The sequence below is a fragment of the Methanoregula sp. UBA64 genome (assembly GCF_002502735.1).
Lineage (GTDB): Archaea > Halobacteriota > Methanomicrobia > Methanomicrobiales > Methanospirillaceae > Methanoregula.
Genome location: NZ_DAQC01000001.1, coordinates 1,164,436 through 1,183,066, shown reverse-complemented (window position 1 = coordinate 1,183,066; position 18,631 = coordinate 1,164,436). Strand labels below are relative to the sequence as shown.

Genomic DNA, 18,631 nt, shown 5'->3' with positions numbered 1-18,631 from the left:
GGCTGCCCCCCGCAGGGCTAAGAATATTAACAATTGTGAACATACCTGTGGTGTGGTCAACCATGAGTGATCGTCTTTGCTGTGAATACCGGCATCCATGAACAGGTACAGAGACTCGGGCACCTGCCGCCATCGGCAAAACTGGTGTATACCATCATCAGGGCAAACCGCCAGATGACCCAGAAGGAGATCATCCGTGAGTCTTATCTCCCGGAACGCACCGTGCGCTATGCGCTCTCCCGGTTAAAGGCGGAGAACGTGCTTGCCGAGTATCTCTCTGTTGCGGATGCACGCCAGAGCCTGTACCGGCTTGCTCCCGCAGAACAGGAACCGGTCCCGGCTTCCTGACACCCCCTCATTTTCCTTGTTCTTTTCACAATTACCTCCCCTGTACGGTACCCTCCGCCAGTCCTGCCGACCAGATCAGGATCAGGCAACTCTTGCCGGAAAACCGGCCCTTAAATAATACCCCGGCCTAGATTAGTATGTCAAATCACAATTGTGAAGAACGACGCAGGCCAGGATGGCGGAAAGGCTACGCGGCTGACTGCAGATCAGTATATCCCGGTTCAATTCCGGGTCCTGGCTCTTTTTCCCGGTTTCTCATGGTTCCTTTGTTTCCCGGGACCGTTTTTCCCTGCCTTCTGCCGGCACCGCTCATGATCCCCTGAAGAGATCCTGTACGACGGGCACGTCACCTCATCTCCGGTCGGTCTTTCCCGGCCCGCCCCGTTTTTACCCCCCAAAGATAGGGATAAGATACAACCCGTTCCCATTACTGGTACGGGAGGATGCTCTATGGCAGATGACGAACACATCCTGGAAGCCATCGGCAGGTGCCGGGTGGTTATCCGCAACGGTACCGTGGTGGAAGTAGGGGACGCAAGAATTGCCTCGTGCCCGCTTGCACAGAAGATGGCATATCCCGTCTCTGTCCTGGACAAAGCGTCGGTAAAGGCAAACATCGAGAACCGGATCAGAACCTGGGGCATGTGTACTCCCCGGCGCCAGGTGACCGATGCCCGGCCGTTTGTCGGGTTTGGCGCCTCGGAGATCCTCAGTTTCGGACTTTCTGCCGGCATTCTCGACGCGGTTGTCCTTGCCTCGGATGGCGCAGGAACCCTTGTGGCAACGAACCCGGTACTTGTCCAGGGAATCGGGGGAAGGATGTCGGGCCTCGTTAAAACCGTGCCCTACCCGGAGGTCATTCGCAGGATCGAGGAGAACGGGGGGATCGTTCCCGATAAAACCGGTGCATCCCTCGACCAGGCCGCCGGTGTGGCAGAGGCCTGCCACCGGGGCTTTACCAGAATCGCGGTCACCGTCGCCCTCCCAAAGGAGGCAAAGAAGATCCGTGAACAATACCCGGATGTGCTGATATTTGCAGTCCATACAACCGGACTCAGCGGCAGCGAAGCAGAGATGCTGGTGTCCTCGGCCGATATTGTCACTGCCTGCGCCTCCGGCCCGGTCCGGGAGATTGCCGGGAAAAAGGCCCTCCTCCAGGCGGGTGTATCCGTCCCGGTCTTTGCCATGACAAAGAACGGTAAGGATCTGATCGTGGAAAAGATCCGGCAGAGCGATGCCCCGGTACTCTTTAAGACCACCCGGCTCCCGGCACTGAACGAACAGCAGCCGGAACCGCTTGTCTGATACCGCTCTCTTCCTCTCGTTTTTCCCGTGCAGTCTCTCTCTCATCTCTCTTTTTTGGATGCCGCGGGCCCGCCCCGGTATTCCGGCAATAATTATATTACCCGGAAATACCAGTATCTTCATTACTGGCAGGCATTTAATATGCGCACATAATATCTCCCATCATCATACTAAAAAGCCGGGGAAAATGGTATATGCCGTCGTAAACCGGGATCAGGTAAATCCTGCCGGTTGGAAAATCTATAAATATTCACGATTGTTATCTAATATGGTAGGATTCACAATCGTGAACTCCTCCCAGGCCAGGATGGCGGAAAGGCTACGCGGCTGACTGCAGATCAGTATATCCCGGTTCGATTCCGGGTCCTGGCTCTCTGGTGAAACCATGAGTATCAGAACGCAGAAAACATTCGAGGCACTCTTTGAACTCGAGGAGATCCGGGGGATCTTCCGGGACGCCCTCCCCACCGGCCTCTCGGCCGAACAGGAGGCTGCATTCCGGCAGAAGATCCAGGACCTCAAGGGCATCATTGCCGATCTTGAGGCAGGCACCGGGACTCCCAAAGTGACAAAGATAGCCGGCACGCTGGATGTCCGTTCCCGTGAGGAGGAGTTCATCAACATCCAGCCCATCCAGGCAGCAGGACGGCTGACCACCGAGGCGAGAAAGGCACTCATCTCGTACGGCGACGGGTATTCCACCTGCGACTTCTGCCGCAAACCGTTCCGGCTCGACAAGATCAGCCGGCCCGGGATCGCCGATTTCCACGCCGATCTCGCACAATGGCTCAACATGGACCAGGCCCGGGTCGTGCCCGGCGCCCGGCGCGGGTTCCAGGCCGTGACCAACACGCTCGTGGACAAGGGCGACACGGTCATCGTCTCGGCGCTCGCCCATTACACCGAGTTCCTTGCGGTGGAAAACGCCGGCGGGGTGGTAAAAGAGATCCCGATAACCGATCAGCATATCGTGACCGCCGAGGCGACCGCACAAAAAATCGAGGACGTGAAAGCGGAAACGGGGAAGCTCCCGGTGCTTGTGATGATCGACCATTTCGATTACCAGTATGCAAACGAGCACGAGATTACCGGGATAGGAAAAGTCGCCCACCAGTACGGCATCCCCTTCATGTATAACGGAGCCTACACGGTCGGGGTCCAGCCGGTCGACGGGAAGAAGATCGGGGCGGACTTCGTGGTCGGTTCGGGCCACAAGAGCATGGCTTCGGTGGCGCCGTCAGGAGTCCTTGCGATAAACGACGACTTTGCGCCAAAGGCCCTCCGGACCACGGGAATGGTCGGCGATCTCACGAAACGAAAGTTCGGGATAAAGGAGGTGGAGATGCTCGGGTGCACGCTGATGGGCGGGACCCTGCTCTCCATGATGGCATCGTTCCCGCAGGTAAAGGAACGGGTGCTCCACTGGGACGAGGAGGTCAAGAAGTCCAACTACTTCATCGACGCCCTGCTCCGGATCAACGGCACCAAGGTACTCTCCGAGTACCCGCGGAAGCACTCGCTCACGAAGGTCGACACGACCGGGAGTTTCGATGTCGTGGCACAGACCCACAAGCGCCGGGGGTTCTACCTCTCCGACGAACTCACGAAACGCGGGATCGTGGGCGAGTTTGCCGGTGCAACCCGCACCTGGAAACTCAACACCTACGGCCTCTCGTGGGAGAAGATCCGCTATCTTGCGGACTCGTTTACCGAAATCGCAGAAAAATACGAGATCCCGGTGGAGAAGAACGCCGCCGGAAACTAAAGAAAACCCCCCACACTATCAGGACGCAACCGAGGAAGATCCATGACCGAGAAGCAGTTCAGGCTGGGCACGACCGCCCTCCACGCCGGACAGGTACCGGACCCGACCACCGGGTCCCGCACCGTCCCGCTCTACCAGACCACATCGTACGTCTTTAAGAATACCGAGCACGCCGAGAACCTCTTTGGCTTAAAGGAACTCGGGAACATCTACACCCGGCTCATGAACCCGACAACCGATGTGTTCGAGAAGCGCATCGCGGCCATCGAAGGAGGGACCGGGGCCATTGCCACGGCCTCGGGCGCTGCCGCGATCACGTACGCGATCCTCAACATCACCCGGCCCGGGGACGAGATCGTATCGGCAGACAACCTGTACGGCGGCACGTACGAGTTCTTCCACTACACGCTCCCCAAGTTCGGGCGCCATGTGGTCTTCGTGGACTCGCAGAAGCCCGAAGAGTTCCGAAAAGCCATCAACGAGAAGACCCGGGCCATCTATGCCGAGACCGTCGGGAACCCGAAACTCGACACCCCTGACTTCGAGGCGATTGCGAAGATCGCCCACGAAAACGGCATCCCGTTCATTGTCGACAACACCACCGGCGTCGGTCTTGTCCGGCCCATCGACTACGGCGTCGATATCGTTGTCCACTCGGCAACCAAGTACATCGGCGGCCACGGCAACTCGCTCGGGGGCGTTATCGTTGACTCCGGGAAGTTTGCCTGGAACAACGGCAGGTTCCCCGAGTTTACCGAGCCCGACCCGGGCTACCACGGTCTCGTGTACTGGGATGCGTTCGGGAACTTCCCGGGTCTCGGGAACGTTGCGTTTGTCTTTAAGATCCGGGTCTCGCTCATGAGGGATACCGGCGCGGTCTTAAGCCCGTTCAATGCATGGCTGTTTCTGATCGGCCTTGAGACCCTCCACCTCCGGGTGCCCCGGCACTCGGAGAACGCGCTCGCGGTGGCACAGTACCTCAAAAGCCACCCGAAGGTTGCCTGGGTCAACTACCCGGGCCTCCCGGATAACCCGTACCATGCGCAGACAAAGAAGTACCTCAAAGGGGGTTTCGGGCCGCTCGTCGGTGTCGGGATCAAAGGAGGGGAAGCGGCGAGCAGGAAGTTCATCGACTCGCTCAAGCTCTTCAGCAACCTCGCAAACATCGGGGATTCCAAAAGCCTCGTGATCCACCCGGCAAGCACCACCCACCAGCAGCTCACCCCCGAAGAGCAGGCAAAGACCGGGGTCACCCGGGACTTTGTCCGGCTCTCGATCGGGACCGAAGATATCGAAGATCTCGTCGACGACCTCAGGCAGGCCCTCGACAACGTATAAGGCGACACTCATGCACGGCAGCTCCCCGGGGATTGTAACAACGGAACATGCGGACCTCCCCGGTCCGTTCACCCTCGAGAGCGGAGCGGTCCTTCCCGGCATCACCGTAGCGTACGAGACCTACGGGAAGCTCAACCGGGAGAAGAGCAACGCGATCCTCATCTGCCACGCCCTCTCGGGCGATGCCCATGCCGCAGGAACCCACGAAGGGGATGCAAAACCCGGCTGGTGGGATGCGGTGATCGGGCCGGGCCGGGCATTTGACACGGACCGGTATTATGTGATATGCAGCAATGTCGTCGGCGGATGTAAGGGCTCGACCGGCCCTTCTTCTGTTAACCCCACAACCAACAAGCCCTACGGCGCTGCGTTTCCCGTGATCACCATCCCCGACATGGTCCATGCCCAGAAACTCCTTCTCGAATCGCTCGGCATTACCACACTCTATGCGGTTGCCGGCGGCTCGATGGGCGGCATGCAGGCGCTCCAGTGGACCGTCTCGTATCCCGCTGCGGTCAAAAAGGCGATCGTGATCGCGGCAACCGGCTACTCGACTCCCCAGCAGATAGCGTTCAACGAGGTGGGACGAAAGGCGATCCTCTCGGACCCGGACTGGAACAACGGGGACTATTACGGGAAGAAGCCGCCGGCCCACGGCCTGGCGCTCGCCCGGATGGTAGGCCACATCACCTACCTCTCCGACGAATCGATGCACGCGAAGTTCGGGCGGGCCCTGCAGGGAAAGGAGAAGGTCGGCTTTGACTTCTCTACCGAGTTTGCCGTGGAGAGCTACCTCCACCACCAGGGCGACACGTTCACCAAAAGGTTCGACGCGAACTCCTACCTGTACATCACCAAAGCCCTCGATTACTTCGACCTCACCACCGGGGGATCGCTTGCCGCCGGCCTTGCCCCGGCACAGGCATCGTACCTCGTGGTCTCGGTATCGTCGGACTGGCTCTATCCCCCGTACCAGTCGGAGGAGATCGCTGCGGCCCTTGCGGCAAACGGGCGCGAGGTGCAGTACTCGGAGATCCGTTCCAACTTCGGCCACGATGCGTTCCTCCTCGAATCCGGGCAGCTCTCGTATCTCATCACCCGGTTTTTGTCGCACACCCTGGTCCGGGACGTGATGATCCGGGATGTCCAGTGCATCGAGGAAGGGACCACGATTGCGGTAGCGGCGCGGAGGATGGTCCGCTACGGGGTCAACCACCTGCCGGTCCTCTCCGCACAGGGAAAGCTTGCCGGGATCGTTACCTCGTGGGACATTGCAAAGGCGGTGGCCTCGAACTTCCTCTGGCTCGACGAGATCATGAGCCGGGACGTGGTGACCGTGACCGGGGACGAGACGGTCGATGCTGCGGCCCGCAAGATGGAAGAGCACGCGATCTCCGCACTTCCCGTTGTGGACGGCGAAAACCGCGTGACCGGCCTTGTCACGAGCGAGTCGATCAGCACGCTGGTGGGGCGGCAGTCCCCATGAGGATCCTCTCCATCCACGCTGACCGGATGTGGTACCGGGCCACAAAGAAGACAAAGCTCGCCGAGGAGATCGCAGTCCGCGAGGACAGTATGGAGGAATGCGTTGTTCTCTTCTGCTGCGTGGAAAAACTCGACGAGAAGAACCCCTGCCGCGTGATTGCGAGCGCAACCGAGAGCGTTCTTGTGCGGTTACAAAAACTCGGCGCCGTCCGTGCCCTCATCTACCCGTACGCCCACCTGACGAGCACGCTCGGTTCCCCCGATGTGGCGCTTGCCATCCTCAACGGGCTCGAAGCAGGTCTTGCGGCGAGCAGAATCGAGGTAAAACGTGCCCCGTTCGGGTGGTACAAGCAGTTCGAGATCCGGGGGAAAGGCCACCCGCTCGCCGATCTCTCGATGACCATCTGCCCGTATGAGGGAACGGAGTGCGACTTCACCTGCCCGTACTGCCACCACCCCTTTAAGGAGGCGGACGCGGAGCATGCCTGTCCCGGGAAAAACCCCTGTGCCGGCACATGCCCGGGGCTCGCCGGGAATACACCTTGACGGGGATATCGCAACGAACAACCCCGCATGCGTGCGGCAATAACGGGATGACCTTTTCATGACAACACAGTGGCTGGTCCGGTACGCGGAGATCTTCTTGAAATCAGACCCGGTGCGCCGGCGCTGGGAGCAGACGCTGATGAACAACATCCGGCAGGCGATGCCCTCGTTAAAGATCAAAAGCGAACGCGGCCGGATCTGGCTGACCGGGGAGGTCGATCCGGAGAAGCTCCGGCACGTTTTCGGGATCGTCTCGTTCTCGAAGGTCGAGCACGTGCCCCGCGATTGCCCGCTTGAATCCGCCGTGATCGAATACGGCAGATCCCACGGCCTTCCTCTGGCAAAGACCTTTGCCCTGAAGATAAAGCGGGTGGGAAAACACGACTTCTCCTCGAACGACAAGGCTATCGAGCTTGGCGACGTGGTGAGGGCGGCATTCCCGCACCTGAAAGTGAACCTTGCCACGCCCGACGTGGAGATCCATGTCGAGATCCGGCAGGACGAGTGCTACTTGTACGATATCGTGACAAAAGGCGCCGGCGGCCTGCCGCTCGGGGTCGAGGGAACCCTTGTCGCGCTTGTCTCGGGCGGGATCGATTCGCCCGTAGCGGCCTATATGATGATGAAGCGGGGCTGTAAGATCGTCCCGGTCTTTGTTGCGCTCGACACCTTCCTTGACGAGACCGTGCTTGCCCGGGCAGAACGGGTGGTGGAGGTGCTGCGCCAGTACCAGCCGGATATACAGCTCCGGGTGATCCACGATTCCTACCTTGCTGCGGCAAAGAAGGAACTCGTCAGGAGCCACCACGAGAAGTACACCTGTATCTTCTGCAAGCGCCGGATGTACCGGATTGCGGAGAAGGTTGCCGAGGAGACCGGGGCAAAGGGGATCGTGAGCGGCGAGTCGCTCGGGCAGGTGGCAAGCCAGACGCTCGACAACCTCGTGGTCCTCTCCGATGCGGCAACGATTCCCGTGTACCGCCCGCTGATCGGGTTTGACAAGGCCGATGTAATCGCCCTTGCACGGGAGATCGGGACCTTTGAGGAGTCCACGAGCAGGGCGACGGGGTGTAAGGCGGTGCCAAAAGGGCCGTCGACAAAGGCGCAGCTTGCGGTGATTTTGGAGATAGAGCGGGAGATGGAGGCAACGGGGATGCCGGTGCCGGGGTGAAAATAAGGGAATACCTGCGCGAGGGCTTATGGCCCTAAAAGAGCGTCCTGAAAATGATCCCATCGCGTACCCGGGTAAGGGGGGTCACACCAAAATCAGCATGACCCCCCCTTATCGCACGAGCCTTTTTTGAGCCCCCGATTTCCCCATTTTTACTTCGGAAAGTCCTATCAGAAAAACCCCAAAATCTGCAAAAGGGGGGAGGGGGGTCATACCATTTTTAGGAGCCCGGCCCGCGCCACAAAAATCTCGCGATCCCGGCATCCCGGGTCCGCAGGATCTCGCCCGGTTTTCTGCCGTAAAATTTGCATGTGGGGCAAACCTTGGCCGGCCAAGAACCGGATTGACATGCCAAAAACCGGACCGGAAAACCCTTAAAAAACAGGGGGGGTCACATCATTTTCAGCATGACCCCCCTCATTTTACCCGGCAAAAAATGCCGTTCTCCGGGGTGAGCCGGGCCGGGGGCCTCTAAAAAAACGACCGGAAACTATGTATCGAACACGCCCGTTCATCTGTTATCATACAAGGCAGAGGGGATCGCAAATATCCCCGCAGCGCCAAAAAACGTGCTGATCGCTATGGCTGTATTCAGAGAAAAGACCGGGCCAAAAAGTGCCGTCCTGTACCCCAAAACCCCCTTCCCCGATATCGGGGCGTTTGCTGCGTTCGTCCGGGACATTGTCCTGAAAAACCCGTTCGGGTGCACATCGTATATGACCGGGCGCAAAAACCACCCGCCCGTCGAGAAGATCCGTGAGATGTACACCGCGAAGTTCGTGTACCTCGACAAGAACCGCGTCCAGGTAGGATCGGAGTCCGACGTTTACCACACGCTGGAGGGGTACGAGGACGGGATCGCCGCCGTTGTCTCAAACACCGCCAATGCACTGGCCCACGGCGGGAAGGCAAAACACACCCCCGATGCCGATCTGTTCTCCGCAACCCTCCAGTGCCATGACCCGGACGGCACGCTCTGGTTTTTGAGCATTGCCCGGGACCGGGTCACGATCTCCGGGTACAAGGACGATGACGTGAGAAAACAGGTCGGTGAGTGGGCAAAGACCGTACCGGCATTACAGTGAATAAATGGGAGAGATATTCCCGCTCACAGCGCGAGCATCCGTTCGATTGCCGTCCGCGCCCGGGCAGCAACCTCTTCCGGCACCGTGACCCGGGGCTTCATGGACGTAAGGGCATCGCGGACTTTGGCGAGATCGGTCTTTTTCATATTCACGCAGATCGCCTTTTCCGACAGCGGGTAACAGCGTTTGCCCGGGCACTCCTTTCCGAGCCGGTGGAGCATGCCGTTCTCGGTCCCGATAATGAACTCCTCGTTTGGCGACGATTTGACCTGCTTTAGGATCCCCGAGGTGCTTGCCACGTGATCGGCAAGGTCGATCACTTCCGGCCGGCACTCCGGGTGGACGAGGACTTCTGCCCCCGGGTGCGCCTGCTTTGCCGCCGCCACATCGGCAGGCGTGTACCGCTCGTGGACAAGGCAGAAGCCCTCCCAGGGAAGGACGGTCTTTTTCGTGAACCGGGCTGCATACTGCCCGAGGTTCTTGTCCGGCACAAAGATCACGGTATCTTCGGCAACCGAATTGACCACGTCGATGGCGTTTGCCGAGGTGCAGCAGATATCGCTCTCCGCCTTGACCTCCGCGGTCGTGTTCACGTAACAGACAACTGCCGCCTCCGGGTGCTTTTTGCGGGCGAACCGGAGCTCTTCTGCGCTCACCATCTCCGCCATGGGACAGCAGGCATCCGGTGCAGGAAGGAGCACGGTCTTTTCCGGGGAGAGGATCGCCGCGGTCTCGGCCATGAAATCGACCCCGCAGAATACGATAACCTCGCCGTCCATCTTTGCCGCAGCCCGGGCGAGCTCGAGCGAATCGCCGATCACGTCCGCAATGTCCTGCACCTCGGGGCGCTGGTAGTTGTGCGCAAGGATGATCGCGTTCTTCTGCTCTTTCTGCTGCCGGATCTCGTCCTGCATCCGGGTGATGTCCTGCATGTTCGTGCCACGATCCTTTTTAGAATTTGTATCGTAATTATGTGTCATAAGGTATGAAATACCCGCGCCCGTGGCCGGACCGGCACCGGGATGTTTATGCCCCCGGCATGCCAAGATCAGAAGCGATAATGAAAGTCATTCTGCCGGATCAGGAAGTGCGTGTACTTGAGCAGGCCCCTGTCACGGTCCGCGATCTCCTGAACGAGCTCGGGATACACCCGCTGGAGGTTATCGTGGCTAAAAACGGCGTGCTCGTTCCCGAACAGGCCCTCCTCGGCAGGGACGACGAGGTCCGGATCATCCGGATCGCGCACGGGGGATGAGAGCACGGGACCGGGTGCCGGACAGGACGATATGCCCCGCTGCGATCTCTGCGGGGAACCGGCGGCGATCTTCCAGCCGGTAACGCGCCGCCACCTCTGCGGCACGCACCTTGTCCGGGACGTGGAGGAACGGGTCCGGGCAGCGGTAGCAGAGACCGGGCAGATCCGGCCCGGCGACCGGATCGCGGTGGGCTTAAGCGGCGGGAAGGACAGCACCGCGCTTCTTGTGATCCTCTCGCGGCTCCTTCCCTTATTGCCGGGCGCAAGCCTTGTTGCAATCACAGTTGACGAGGGGATTGCCGGGTACCGTGCCGATACCATACAGGCCGCAGCGTCCCTGACCGCCCGGCTCGGCGTGGAGCACCGGCTGGTCTCTTTCGAGGATCTCATCGGGAGCGACCTCGACACGCTGCTTGCCGGCCGGGAGGAGCAGGCCTGCACCATCTGCGGGATCCTCCGGAAAAAAGCGCTTGCCGATGCTGCACGGACGGCCGGCGCAACCGCGATCGCCACCGGGCATAACCTCGACGACGAAGCCCAGTCGGTCCTGATGAACGCGTTCCGGGGCGACCTGCCCCGGCTCCTCCGCACCACGGGCACCGGCACGTCCGCGGATTTCCTCCCGAGAATCAAGCCCCTTGCCACGATCTCCGAGAAAGAGATTGCCGCATACCTCTTCGTGCAGGGGTTCTTTACCGTGCTCCCCGAATGCCCGTACACGAAATATGCCCTGCGGGCCGGGGTCCGTACCCTCCTCTCGGACTACGAGTACCGTCATCCGGGGACGATGGAGAACCTTGTGGCCGCAAAAAAGACCATAGAACGCTGCTGTGCCGGGGCCCCGGTCATGGAACCGCTGCACCGCTGCCGGGAGTGCGGCGATCCCTGTTCCGGCGACCTCTGCCAGGTCTGCCGGCTCCGGCACTCACTTTTGGAGTGACGGCGCGCCCTGCACCCGTTCGGGATGCGTGTACACCATCATCTTTGCGCTGCGGACAAACCCGACAATGCAGGCCCCGTTTGCCTGTGCCAGGGTGACCGCGAGCGTTGTCGTTGCCCCGCGGGAGACCACGAGCGGGATGTTTGCGATCAGGCATTTCCTTACCATCTCCGACGAGATCCGCCCGGAGCAGAGCACGAACGTCTTTGAGAAATCGATCTTGTGCCGGAGCCCGTAACCGATCACCCGGTCGAGCGCATTGTGCCGGCCGATATCCTCTGATTTTGCAATGAGCCCGTCCTCTGAGGCAAGGCCCACGATATGGATGCCCCCGGTCATCTGGTGCAGTTCGGATTCGAGCACGGTCTTGATCATGGCCCGGATCAGGTCGGGAGGAAAGGCCGCACCGGAGGCGATCTTCGGGAGCTTCTCGGTATCGATATACGATGTCGCCCCCCCGCACCCGGAGAGGATCGTCTTTTTGGGGCCGAGAACCTTGAAAAGGTTCTTCGTGATCACGCTGATCCGGTTCTTCTCGATCCGGATGGACTCGATCTCGTCCACGCCCTTGATGATCTGCTCGGTATAGAGGTAGCCGGTCACGAAGTCCTCGAGTTCCACCGGGCTCATCATCGCGGTCATCGCGTGCCTGCCGTTCACGAAAAGCGCCTCGGGCACCTCGTCGATAACCTCGTGTTTTCCCGCAGTCATGGACTCGCCGTCGATCCTGATACACGGCATATTCTTGTACATCGGCACGGTCATGTCGGGCTCCTCGTTTCCGGTTTTTTTGGAATATTTCTGGCGGAGGGATCGAGCACCTCGTCCATGCTCCCGCTCCGGTATCCCCCGAGATCGAGTGTTACGTACGAGAACCCGAACCCGCGAAGGGTGCCGGCGATCTCGTCATGCATATCCAGTACTTGGTGCATCTCCTCTTTAGGCACTTCGATGCGTGCAATCGTGGAATGTGCCCGCACCCTGACCTGACGGAGCCCTTTTTTGTGCAGGTACTCCTCGGCCTTCTCGATCATGCCCAGTTTTTTTGTGGTGATCTCCTCCCCATAGGGGATACGGGAGGAGAGGCACGCCGCCGAGGGCTTGTCCCAGAAGGAGTACCCGGCGGCTTTAGCTATCTCTCGGATACCTTCCTTGGTGACCCCGGCCTCCAAAAACGGGTGGACGATTCCCTCTTCGGTGCTTGCAACGAGTCCGGGCCGGTGTTCCCCGGTATCCGAAACATTGATCCCGTCGGCAATGCAGGCAAGCCCCAGTTCCCCTGCCCGTTTTCTGAGGGCTGCCGCCGAGTTCTTTTTACACCAGTAGCAGCGTTCGGCGGGGTTTTTGGTAAAGCGCCCGTCCTCCATCACCGCCACCGGCAGGATCTCGAGGGTAAGGCCATAGTCCCGGGCAATCGCTTCTGCCTCTTTTATGGCCTCGCGGGGCACGACCGGGCTGTCGAGAAGGACACAGTGCGACCGGTCGCCGAGCGCCTCCTTTGCAAGCACGGCGAGCAGGCTGCTGTCAACGCCGCCGGAGAATGCGACGAGCATCGATCCGCGGGCTGCAATTTTTTCAAGCGTGCGTTTGCGAAGAGCGGGAGCGTCCATAAGAGTAAATCCAAAGAGTTTGCGGGTATGAAAAAAAGTATTGCGATCAGCTGCCGCAGCGGTTGTTTGCGGAACTGCTCCCGCCGCACTGGTATTCCTCGCCTTCCCTGAGCTGGTGGCAGATGTCGCAGGTGCGCTGAACGAGGTTCACGGTTTTGCCGTCCTGTAAATCCCGGGCAAGCTGTTCTATGGATCTCTTTACCTCGTTCTCGAATTCTATGCGGTACCCGCGTTTTCCGGAGAGGTACTGGGAGACCGCGGACGGAGCGATCTCCAGCATCCGTGCCGCCTCCACCTGCGAGACCCCGCACCTGACCAGCTCTACCGCGATGGCTGCACGGATCGCCGGCAGGACATCCCATACGATCTTCTGGCAGGGGGCTTCCATTATATCACAACCTTTAAGTTATCACAATTGTTACATAATTCATTGCATTCACAATTGTGAATTTGATCCCGCTGCATAATAAACATTGCCCGGCAGGTTCCCGGACACGAAAACCGGGCGCATAAACGGAAATTTCCCCCCGGGCGGACCGGCTGCCATTCCCGGGTAGTGCCCGGGGCCCGGCAGCACCCGGGGCAACAAAAGAATAATCAGACGAACCACGCACATATTCAAACAGCAAGGGAAGAGAGCATGGGAGACAAGCGCATCATCTACATGGATCATTCGGCAACAACCCCGGCAAAAGGAGAGGTTGTCGATGCAATGATCCCGTATTTCACCCGGCACTTTGGCAACCCCTCGTCCATCTACGGGATTGCACGCGAATCGAAGACCGCCATCGATACCGCCCGGTCACAGGTGGCAAAAGCACTCGGTGCCGATCCCGACGAGATCTATTTTACCGCGGGAGGAAGCGAGTCGGACAACTGGGCGATCAAGGGCGTGGCATTTGCCAACCGAAAGCGGGGCAACCATATCATTACGACAAAGATCGAGCACCATGCGGTCCTCCACACCTGCCAGTTCCTGGAAAAAGAGGGATTTGCGGTTACCTATCTCCCCGTGGACAAGTACGGCCGCGTTGACCCGGCCGAACTCGAAAAGGCGATCACCGACAAGACGATCCTCGTCTCGATCATGTACGCCAACAACGAGATCGGCACCATCGAGCCGATCCGGGAACTCGCCGCGGTGGCAAAGAAGCACAATGTGTACTTCCACACCGATGCGGTCCAGGCGATCGGGAACGTCCCGATCGATGTGAAGGCAGAGGGGATCGACCTGCTCTCCCTCTCCGCCCACAAGTTCTACGGTCCGAAGGGCGTCGGGGCGCTCTATATCAAAAAAGGCGTCCGGATCGAGAACCTGATCCATGGCGGGGGCCAGGAGCGCAAAAAGCGGGCCGGGACCGAGAACATTGCCGGGATCGTTGGCTGCGGGAAGGCAATCGAACTTGCCACCGCCGATATCCCCGGCCATAACGCAAGGATCCTGGCACTGCGGGACCGGCTCATGAAGGGGATCCTCGAAACGATCCCGTATTCCCGGTTGAACGGCCACCCGGCCGAACGCCTGACGGGGAACATCAACATCAGCTTCGAGTTCATCGAAGGCGAGTCCATGCTCCTGTGGCTGGACGACGAGGGTATCTGCGCATCGACCGGCAGCGCCTGCACCTCCGGGTCGCTCGAACCCTCCCATGTCCTGCTCGCAACCGGTCTTCCCGTCGAGATCTCGCACGGCTCGCTCCGGCTGACGCTCGGCGATGCTAATACGGACGCCGATGTCGATGTCGTGCTCGAAGTGTTACCGAAAGTTGTATCGCGCCTGCGGGACATGTCTCCCCTGTACCAGCAGTCTGCAAAACAGGGAGGAAAATAATGTACAGCGAAACCGTAATGGACCATTTCAAGAACCCCCGTAACGTCGGCGAGATCGAGAACCCGGACGGTGTCGGGGAAGTAGGGAACCCGGTCTGCGGCGATATCATGAAGATCTTTTTGAAGATCGAGAACAACATCGTCACCGGCGCGAAGTTCAAGACCTTTGGTTGCGGGGCGGCCATAGCATCGAGCAGCATGGCGACCGAGCTTGTCAGGGGAAAGACGCTCGAAGATGCCTGGCAGCTCTCGAACAAGGCGGTTGCCGAGGCCCTTGACGGCCTGCCGCCCATAAAGATGCACTGCTCGGTGCTTGCCGAGGAAGGGATCCACAAGGCCATCAACGATTACCGGGTAAAACACGGCCTTGAACCCTGGCAGGAAACCAACCCTCACTCCCACGAGCATGAGGAAGAAGGCGGATGTTCGCTCTAAACGGGGTATTCCCGTATCCGGTCGGGTAATGGCAGGTGAAAAGGATGCTCTCTCTCCGCGAACACGAACGGTACAGGCGCCAGACCATGCTCTTTGGGGACGAAGGGCAGGAGCGCCTCAAAAAAGCCCATATCTTTGTTGCCGGGGTAGGCGGCCTTGGGTCCCCGGTCTCGATCTACCTTGCGGTGGCCGGGGTAGGGACCCTCACTGTAGTGGACAAGGATGTGGTCGACTTAAGCAACCTCAACCGCCAGATCCTGCACGGCCAGGCCGATATCGGGAAGAAGAAAGTGGCCTCCGCTGAAGAGAAACTGACTGCGCTCAACCCCGATATCCGCGTGAATGTCATCGACACCACGATCGATGAGACCAACGCGGCCCGGCTCGTCGGCAACGCCGATGGCATTGTCGATGCCATGGACAACTACCCGACCCGGTATCTCTTGAACGATATTGCGCTGGAAAAGAAGATCCCGCTGTTCCACGGGGCCATACGGGGCTTTTACGGGCAGGCAACAACAATCATCCCCGGGAAAACCGCGTGCCTGCGCTGTATCTTCCCCTGCGCCCCCCCAAAAGAAGTATTCCCGGTGATCGGCGCAACCCCGGGCGTTATCGGTACCCTCCAGGCAAACGAGGTGATCCGGTATCTTCTCGGTACCGGGGACCTCCTGGCAAACCGTCTCCTGATCTGGGACGGCATGAGCTCCCGGACCGAAGAGATTGCGGTGACAGGAAACCCGAAATGCCCGGCATGCGGGAGCGACAGAGCGGAAAAGATACCTGAAAAGAAGGAACACAGTCTAAACGGAAGGAAGAAGTGATGACGGCGAAGATCCGGTTTTTTGCCCGGTTCCGCGAGCTGCTCGGGACCGATATCCTTGTCGAGGTACGCGGAAAAACGAGCCTCCTCGACCAGGTAAAAGAGATAGCAACGAAAAATACCGAGGGCTACGATGCGATCTTCGATGAGAAGGGTGCGTTTCGCGAGTTCGTTATCCTGATGCAGAACGGCAGGCGCATCGAGACTGCGGAAGCCGGGACGGTCATGGTTGCCGATGGCGACGAGATTGCCGTCTTCCCCCCGGTGGCCGGGGGATAAGGGGCACTTATATGATCGCTATCCAGACTGCCGATGTGGATATCGGGAACCTGATTGAAGGCGCAAAGCGGCACGGTACCGGTGCGATCGTGGTCTTTGACGGGATCGTCCGCGACGACGATATCATGGAGATGGAACTGGAAGCCTATGAGGAAGTTGCCGTCCCCGAACTGGAGAAGATCGCGGCCCATGCCACAAAGACCTGGCATCTCCTCTCGGTCGATATCGTCCACCGGATCGGGAGGCTTTCGGTCGGCGAAAACATCCTTGTCATCGTGGTGAGTGCAGGGCACCGTGAGGATGCCTACGAGGGGTCGCGGTACATCATCGAGACCATAAAGGCAGGGGTGCCGATCTGGAAAAAGGAACTCACGAAAGACGGCGGACGCTGGGTGCCCGGGGAACACCGGCACGGCTGCGGGAAATAATTTCGGCCCCGTGAATTTTCAGGTTTTCCCGTCGGTTCTGCTTTTTTCCGTAAGTTTGCGGTATATCTCATCGCCAACGCATTCGCGGGCATGTTTGCACCACTGCACGCACGAGGCTATGTCATTGTAGATCACAAACCCGCACCTGCTGCATTTGACCGAGATATCGTTTGAGAACACCTCGACCTCCTCCCCGCACTGCGGGCACTTTTTTATGGTGAGCGTCGGCGTCTGAATATTGGCCGCCCCGGGGCAGTGATCGAACATAATATCCTCAGGTACCACGTATGTTGTCCTCCCGGTTCATGAAGAGGACGGTTTTTTTACGGACCATAAAAGTACCCGGCTCATCAAAAGATGTATGAACGCCCGGTACAAAGATTCCGGCACGATATGGACAAAAAGCAGCTGGTCTCCACGGTAAAATACGTTGCATCCGCACGACCGGCGTTCCTGCTCTCCGAGATTGCCACCTACCTGGACGAACCTGCCACGGTCGATCAGATCTATGCAGCACTCCTTCCCCAGCTCGACGCGCTCGGTCTTGGGATAACAAAGACCGGCGGTGACTACGAAGTCCGGCGCATTGTGCCGGCCCTCCCCTGTGTCCTGACTGCAGCCGAAGAAGACCGGGTCCGCGACTACCTCGCATGTCGCAGTTTTCCGCCGGCCCTTGATGCGGCAGTTGCCGGGTACATCGCAAAAAAGACCGGGAAGGACATAAACGACCCGGTTGTCCTCGAACGCCTGCGGCATGCCATTGTCGCACAAAAAGACGATTACTGGAAACCGACCGAACGGCGTTCGCTCCAGTACACGAAAGGGTACTCCGTGCTTGGCTACCTTGCCTACCATTTCCCGGTCTACTTCATGCAGACCCGGCACCTGCTCGCACAGCTTGCCCGCGACGGTCTCCTGAAAGAGGAGATGACTGCTCTCGACCTTGGATCCGGGCCGGGTGTCGTCCCCCTTGCTATCGCGGACTTCTGGCAGCACCTCGATTCTGCGAAAGCAGAGGTCTGGTCGGTCGAACGCTCAAAGGAGCATATCGAAGCATTCGGGTTCCTTGCACAGCATTTTGCGGTCGCGGGTTCCCGCGTGATCCTGCACCCGCCCATCGGGGCAGACATTGCCGATACCGACAATCCCTCGCTCCCCCCAAAGGCCGATCTCATCGTCTTTTCCAATGTGCTCAACGAGCTTGCCGGACTTTCGGTTGAGAAACGGGCCGAAGTTGTCATGGGATATGCCCGGCACCTCGCCCCGGACGGCACGATCCTCATTGTGGAACCTGCCGAAGAGGTCACCTCGACCGGCCTGCGGGTTCTTTCCCTTGCGCTCAAAAAGAAAGGGCTTACGATCTATGCGCCCTGCAGCTTTGTCTGGGGCACCAACTGCACGCCGGATCGGTGCTGGAGCTTTACTACAGCCCCGCCGATACAGCCGACACGGATCATGCAGGCGCTTGTAGCGTGTGATGAACCGTTCCGGTACGTGAACACGGATATCAAGTACAGTTATGTTATGCTGCGTAAGGACGGGAAGACCCGGCAGGCGTGCCATGTCTCCCGGGATACCAGAGCGATCCGGCTCTCGAAAGTTCACCTGAATACCGGTAAGAAGATCACGGTGATCGCCGCGAAAATGTCCGGGGACCTGGGGGATGCAAAGACGCACGTATTCAGGATCTGCGACGGGTCTGCGGAGAAGCCGGTCTTTGCGGTGCTCCCCCGGTTCCATGCCGGGCCCGAAAACGAGACCGTTTTATCGGCAGGGTACGGGGATCTGCTGGTATTTGGCAATGTCCAGGTGAGGTACAATCCCGACCACGAGGCATACAACATTTTCGTAACCCGGGATTCCACGATCACGGTGCCGGTGTGAGAAGATAAAAAACGTCCTGTTTTTGCGAGACACGGGACCGGAAAATATTCCCCGGGAATTTTAACTACCCTGCATCGCTGGGGTAGTGGTCACTGCGGTCGGGT

21 protein-coding genes and 2 tRNA genes are annotated in these 18,631 nt (G+C 59.3%); 18 read left to right on the top strand and 5 right to left on the bottom strand.

Annotated features, from left to right (window positions below; genetic code table 11):
- Nucleotides 1-66 precede the first annotated feature (66 nt).
- The 10 genes from BP758_RS05950 to BP758_RS05905 all read left to right on the top strand — a co-directional run bounded on the left by BP758_RS05950 (nucleotide 67) and on the right by BP758_RS05905 (nucleotide 9,043).
- Nucleotides 67-348, top strand: coding sequence for a winged helix-turn-helix transcriptional regulator (locus BP758_RS05950; RefSeq protein WP_292369654.1), 282 nt, complete (start codon nucleotides 67-69; stop codon nucleotides 346-348).
- Nucleotides 349-517: 169 nt separating this feature from the next.
- Nucleotides 518-588, top strand: a tRNA-Cys gene (locus BP758_RS05945).
- 210 nt (nucleotides 589-798) lie between these two features.
- On the top strand, nucleotides 799-1,653 hold the full coding sequence (locus BP758_RS05940; RefSeq protein ID WP_292369652.1) for a methanogenesis marker 8 protein: 855 nt from the start codon (nucleotides 799-801) through the stop codon (nucleotides 1,651-1,653).
- Between the two features lie 301 nt (nucleotides 1,654-1,954).
- Nucleotides 1,955-2,025 (top strand) — tRNA-Cys (locus BP758_RS05935).
- Between the two features lie 13 nt (nucleotides 2,026-2,038).
- Nucleotides 2,039-3,418, top strand: coding sequence for an O-phospho-L-seryl-tRNA:Cys-tRNA synthase (gene pscS / locus BP758_RS05930; RefSeq protein WP_292369650.1), 1,380 nt, complete (start codon nucleotides 2,039-2,041; stop codon nucleotides 3,416-3,418).
- A gap of 42 nt (nucleotides 3,419-3,460) precedes the next feature.
- Nucleotides 3,461-4,756, top strand: coding sequence for an O-acetylhomoserine aminocarboxypropyltransferase/cysteine synthase family protein (locus tag BP758_RS05925; protein ID WP_292369648.1), 1,296 nt, complete (start codon nucleotides 3,461-3,463; stop codon nucleotides 4,754-4,756).
- Nucleotides 4,757-4,766: 10 nt separating this feature from the next.
- Entirely contained in the window at nucleotides 4,767-6,242 is a 1,476-nt protein-coding gene (metX, locus tag BP758_RS05920) for a homoserine O-acetyltransferase MetX (RefSeq protein WP_292369647.1), read from the top strand.
- The gene (locus tag BP758_RS05915; RefSeq protein WP_292369645.1) at nucleotides 6,239-6,787 is read left to right on the top strand and encodes a threonyl-tRNA synthetase editing domain-containing protein; all 549 of its coding nucleotides are present in this window, start codon (nucleotides 6,239-6,241) and stop codon (nucleotides 6,785-6,787) included. Before metX ends, BP758_RS05915 begins: the two co-directional genes overlap by 4 nt.
- Before the next feature lie 58 nt (nucleotides 6,788-6,845).
- Entirely contained in the window at nucleotides 6,846-7,958 is a 1,113-nt protein-coding gene (gene thiI, locus BP758_RS05910; protein ID WP_292369643.1) for a tRNA uracil 4-sulfurtransferase ThiI, read from the top strand.
- 581 nt (nucleotides 7,959-8,539) lie between these two features.
- Entirely contained in the window at nucleotides 8,540-9,043 is a 504-nt protein-coding gene (locus BP758_RS05905; protein WP_292369641.1) for a hypothetical protein, read from the top strand.
- Nucleotides 9,044-9,066: 23 nt separating this feature from the next.
- Here the strand turns inward: BP758_RS05905 and nadA are convergent, their stop codons facing one another.
- Entirely contained in the window at nucleotides 9,067-10,023 is a 957-nt protein-coding gene (gene nadA / locus BP758_RS05900) for a quinolinate synthase NadA (RefSeq protein WP_292369639.1), read from the bottom strand.
- A gap of 80 nt (nucleotides 10,024-10,103) precedes the next feature.
- Here nadA and BP758_RS05895 point away from each other — a divergent pair, with 80 nt between their 5' ends.
- Together BP758_RS05895 and BP758_RS05890 are read left to right on the top strand one after the other, a co-directional pair.
- Nucleotides 10,104-10,298, top strand: a complete 195-nt coding sequence (locus BP758_RS05895; protein ID WP_292369637.1) for a MoaD/ThiS family protein — start codon at nucleotides 10,104-10,106, stop codon at nucleotides 10,296-10,298.
- A gap of 31 nt (nucleotides 10,299-10,329) precedes the next feature.
- Nucleotides 10,330-11,238 carry a TIGR00269 family protein gene (locus tag BP758_RS05890; RefSeq protein ID WP_292369635.1) on the top strand — a complete coding sequence of 303 codons (909 nt, stop codon included), beginning with the start codon at nucleotides 10,330-10,332 and terminating at the stop codon, nucleotides 11,236-11,238.
- On the opposite strand, the gene fdhD is transcribed toward BP758_RS05890, so the two are convergent.
- The 3 genes from fdhD to BP758_RS05875 are packed head-to-tail and all read right to left on the bottom strand — an operon-like array spanning nucleotide 11,224 to nucleotide 13,236.
- On the bottom strand, nucleotides 11,224-12,003 hold the full coding sequence (gene fdhD / locus BP758_RS05885; RefSeq protein ID WP_292369634.1) for a formate dehydrogenase accessory sulfurtransferase FdhD: 780 nt from the start codon (nucleotides 12,001-12,003) through the stop codon (nucleotides 11,224-11,226). The two genes, BP758_RS05890 and fdhD, sit on opposite strands and share 15 nt — an antisense overlap.
- Complete coding sequence (larE, locus tag BP758_RS05880) at nucleotides 12,000-12,848, bottom strand: ATP-dependent sacrificial sulfur transferase LarE (RefSeq protein ID WP_292369631.1); 849 nt, start codon at nucleotides 12,846-12,848, stop codon at nucleotides 12,000-12,002. Before larE ends, fdhD begins: the two co-directional genes overlap by 4 nt.
- A gap of 46 nt (nucleotides 12,849-12,894) precedes the next feature.
- Nucleotides 12,895-13,236: a transcriptional regulator gene (locus BP758_RS05875; RefSeq protein ID WP_292369629.1), complete on the bottom strand. Its 342-nt coding sequence runs from the start codon at nucleotides 13,234-13,236 to the stop codon at nucleotides 12,895-12,897.
- Between the two features lie 252 nt (nucleotides 13,237-13,488).
- Here BP758_RS05875 and nifS point away from each other — a divergent pair, with 252 nt between their 5' ends.
- Genes nifS through BP758_RS05850 form a run of 5 tightly spaced genes read left to right on the top strand, consistent with a single transcriptional unit; the run spans nucleotide 13,489 to nucleotide 16,643 of the window.
- The gene (gene nifS / locus BP758_RS05870; RefSeq protein WP_292369627.1) at nucleotides 13,489-14,679 is read left to right on the top strand and encodes a cysteine desulfurase NifS; all 1,191 of its coding nucleotides are present in this window, start codon (nucleotides 13,489-13,491) and stop codon (nucleotides 14,677-14,679) included.
- On the top strand, nucleotides 14,679-15,113 hold the full coding sequence (gene nifU, locus BP758_RS05865; RefSeq protein WP_292369625.1) for a Fe-S cluster assembly scaffold protein NifU: 435 nt from the start codon (nucleotides 14,679-14,681) through the stop codon (nucleotides 15,111-15,113). Before nifS ends, nifU begins: the two co-directional genes overlap by 1 nt.
- A 44-nt stretch (nucleotides 15,114-15,157) precedes the next feature.
- A complete protein-coding gene (locus BP758_RS05860) occupies nucleotides 15,158-15,937 on the top strand; it encodes a HesA/MoeB/ThiF family protein (protein ID WP_292369623.1) in 780 nt (259 codons plus the stop codon).
- Nucleotides 15,937-16,215: a MoaD/ThiS family protein gene (locus BP758_RS05855; protein WP_292369621.1), complete on the top strand. Its 279-nt coding sequence runs from the start codon at nucleotides 15,937-15,939 to the stop codon at nucleotides 16,213-16,215. The genes BP758_RS05860 and BP758_RS05855 overlap by 1 nt, the downstream gene beginning before the upstream one ends.
- An 11-nt stretch (nucleotides 16,216-16,226) precedes the next feature.
- The gene (locus BP758_RS05850) at nucleotides 16,227-16,643 is read left to right on the top strand and encodes a molybdenum cofactor biosynthesis protein MoaE (RefSeq protein WP_292369619.1); all 417 of its coding nucleotides are present in this window, start codon (nucleotides 16,227-16,229) and stop codon (nucleotides 16,641-16,643) included.
- Between the two features lie 18 nt (nucleotides 16,644-16,661).
- Here the strand turns inward: BP758_RS05850 and BP758_RS05845 are convergent, their stop codons facing one another.
- Entirely contained in the window at nucleotides 16,662-16,928 is a 267-nt protein-coding gene (locus BP758_RS05845) for a hypothetical protein (protein ID WP_292369618.1), read from the bottom strand.
- 72 nt (nucleotides 16,929-17,000) lie between these two features.
- On the opposite strand from BP758_RS05845, the gene BP758_RS05840 reads away from it, so the two are divergent.
- On the top strand, nucleotides 17,001-18,527 hold the full coding sequence (locus BP758_RS05840) for a small ribosomal subunit Rsm22 family protein (protein ID WP_292369616.1): 1,527 nt from the start codon (nucleotides 17,001-17,003) through the stop codon (nucleotides 18,525-18,527).
- The last annotated feature ends 104 nt before the right edge of the window (nucleotides 18,528-18,631 follow it).

Bases quoted from the DNA above. Each gene is read 5' to 3' on its own strand.
- BP758_RS05940 (WP_292369652.1), top strand. From the start codon at position 799: ATGGCAGATGACGAACACATCCTGGAAGCCATCGGCAGGTGCCGGGTG.
- pscS (WP_292369650.1), top strand. From the start codon at position 2,039: ATGAGTATCAGAACGCAGAAAACATTCGAGGCACTCTTTGAACTCGAG.
- BP758_RS05925 (WP_292369648.1), top strand. From the start codon at position 3,461: ATGACCGAGAAGCAGTTCAGGCTGGGCACGACCGCCCTCCACGCCGGA.
- metX (WP_292369647.1), top strand. From the start codon at position 4,767: ATGCACGGCAGCTCCCCGGGGATTGTAACAACGGAACATGCGGACCTC.
- BP758_RS05915 (WP_292369645.1), top strand. From the start codon at position 6,239: ATGAGGATCCTCTCCATCCACGCTGACCGGATGTGGTACCGGGCCACA.
- thiI (WP_292369643.1), top strand. From the start codon at position 6,846: ATGACAACACAGTGGCTGGTCCGGTACGCGGAGATCTTCTTGAAATCA.
- BP758_RS05905 (WP_292369641.1), top strand. From the start codon at position 8,540: ATGGCTGTATTCAGAGAAAAGACCGGGCCAAAAAGTGCCGTCCTGTAC.
- nadA (WP_292369639.1), bottom strand. From the start codon at position 10,023: ATGACACATAATTACGATACAAATTCTAAAAAGGATCGTGGCACGAAC.
- BP758_RS05895 (WP_292369637.1), top strand. From the start codon at position 10,104: ATGAAAGTCATTCTGCCGGATCAGGAAGTGCGTGTACTTGAGCAGGCC.
- BP758_RS05890 (WP_292369635.1), top strand. From the start codon at position 10,330: ATGCCCCGCTGCGATCTCTGCGGGGAACCGGCGGCGATCTTCCAGCCG.
- fdhD (WP_292369634.1), bottom strand. From the start codon at position 12,003: ATGACCGTGCCGATGTACAAGAATATGCCGTGTATCAGGATCGACGGC.
- larE (WP_292369631.1), bottom strand. From the start codon at position 12,848: ATGGACGCTCCCGCTCTTCGCAAACGCACGCTTGAAAAAATTGCAGCC.
- BP758_RS05875 (WP_292369629.1), bottom strand. From the start codon at position 13,236: ATGGAAGCCCCCTGCCAGAAGATCGTATGGGATGTCCTGCCGGCGATC.
- nifS (WP_292369627.1), top strand. From the start codon at position 13,489: ATGGGAGACAAGCGCATCATCTACATGGATCATTCGGCAACAACCCCG.
- nifU (WP_292369625.1), top strand. From the start codon at position 14,679: ATGTACAGCGAAACCGTAATGGACCATTTCAAGAACCCCCGTAACGTC.
- BP758_RS05860 (WP_292369623.1), top strand. From the start codon at position 15,158: ATGCTCTCTCTCCGCGAACACGAACGGTACAGGCGCCAGACCATGCTC.
- BP758_RS05855 (WP_292369621.1), top strand. From the start codon at position 15,937: ATGACGGCGAAGATCCGGTTTTTTGCCCGGTTCCGCGAGCTGCTCGGG.
- BP758_RS05850 (WP_292369619.1), top strand. From the start codon at position 16,227: ATGATCGCTATCCAGACTGCCGATGTGGATATCGGGAACCTGATTGAA.
- BP758_RS05840 (WP_292369616.1), top strand. From the start codon at position 17,001: ATGTATGAACGCCCGGTACAAAGATTCCGGCACGATATGGACAAAAAG.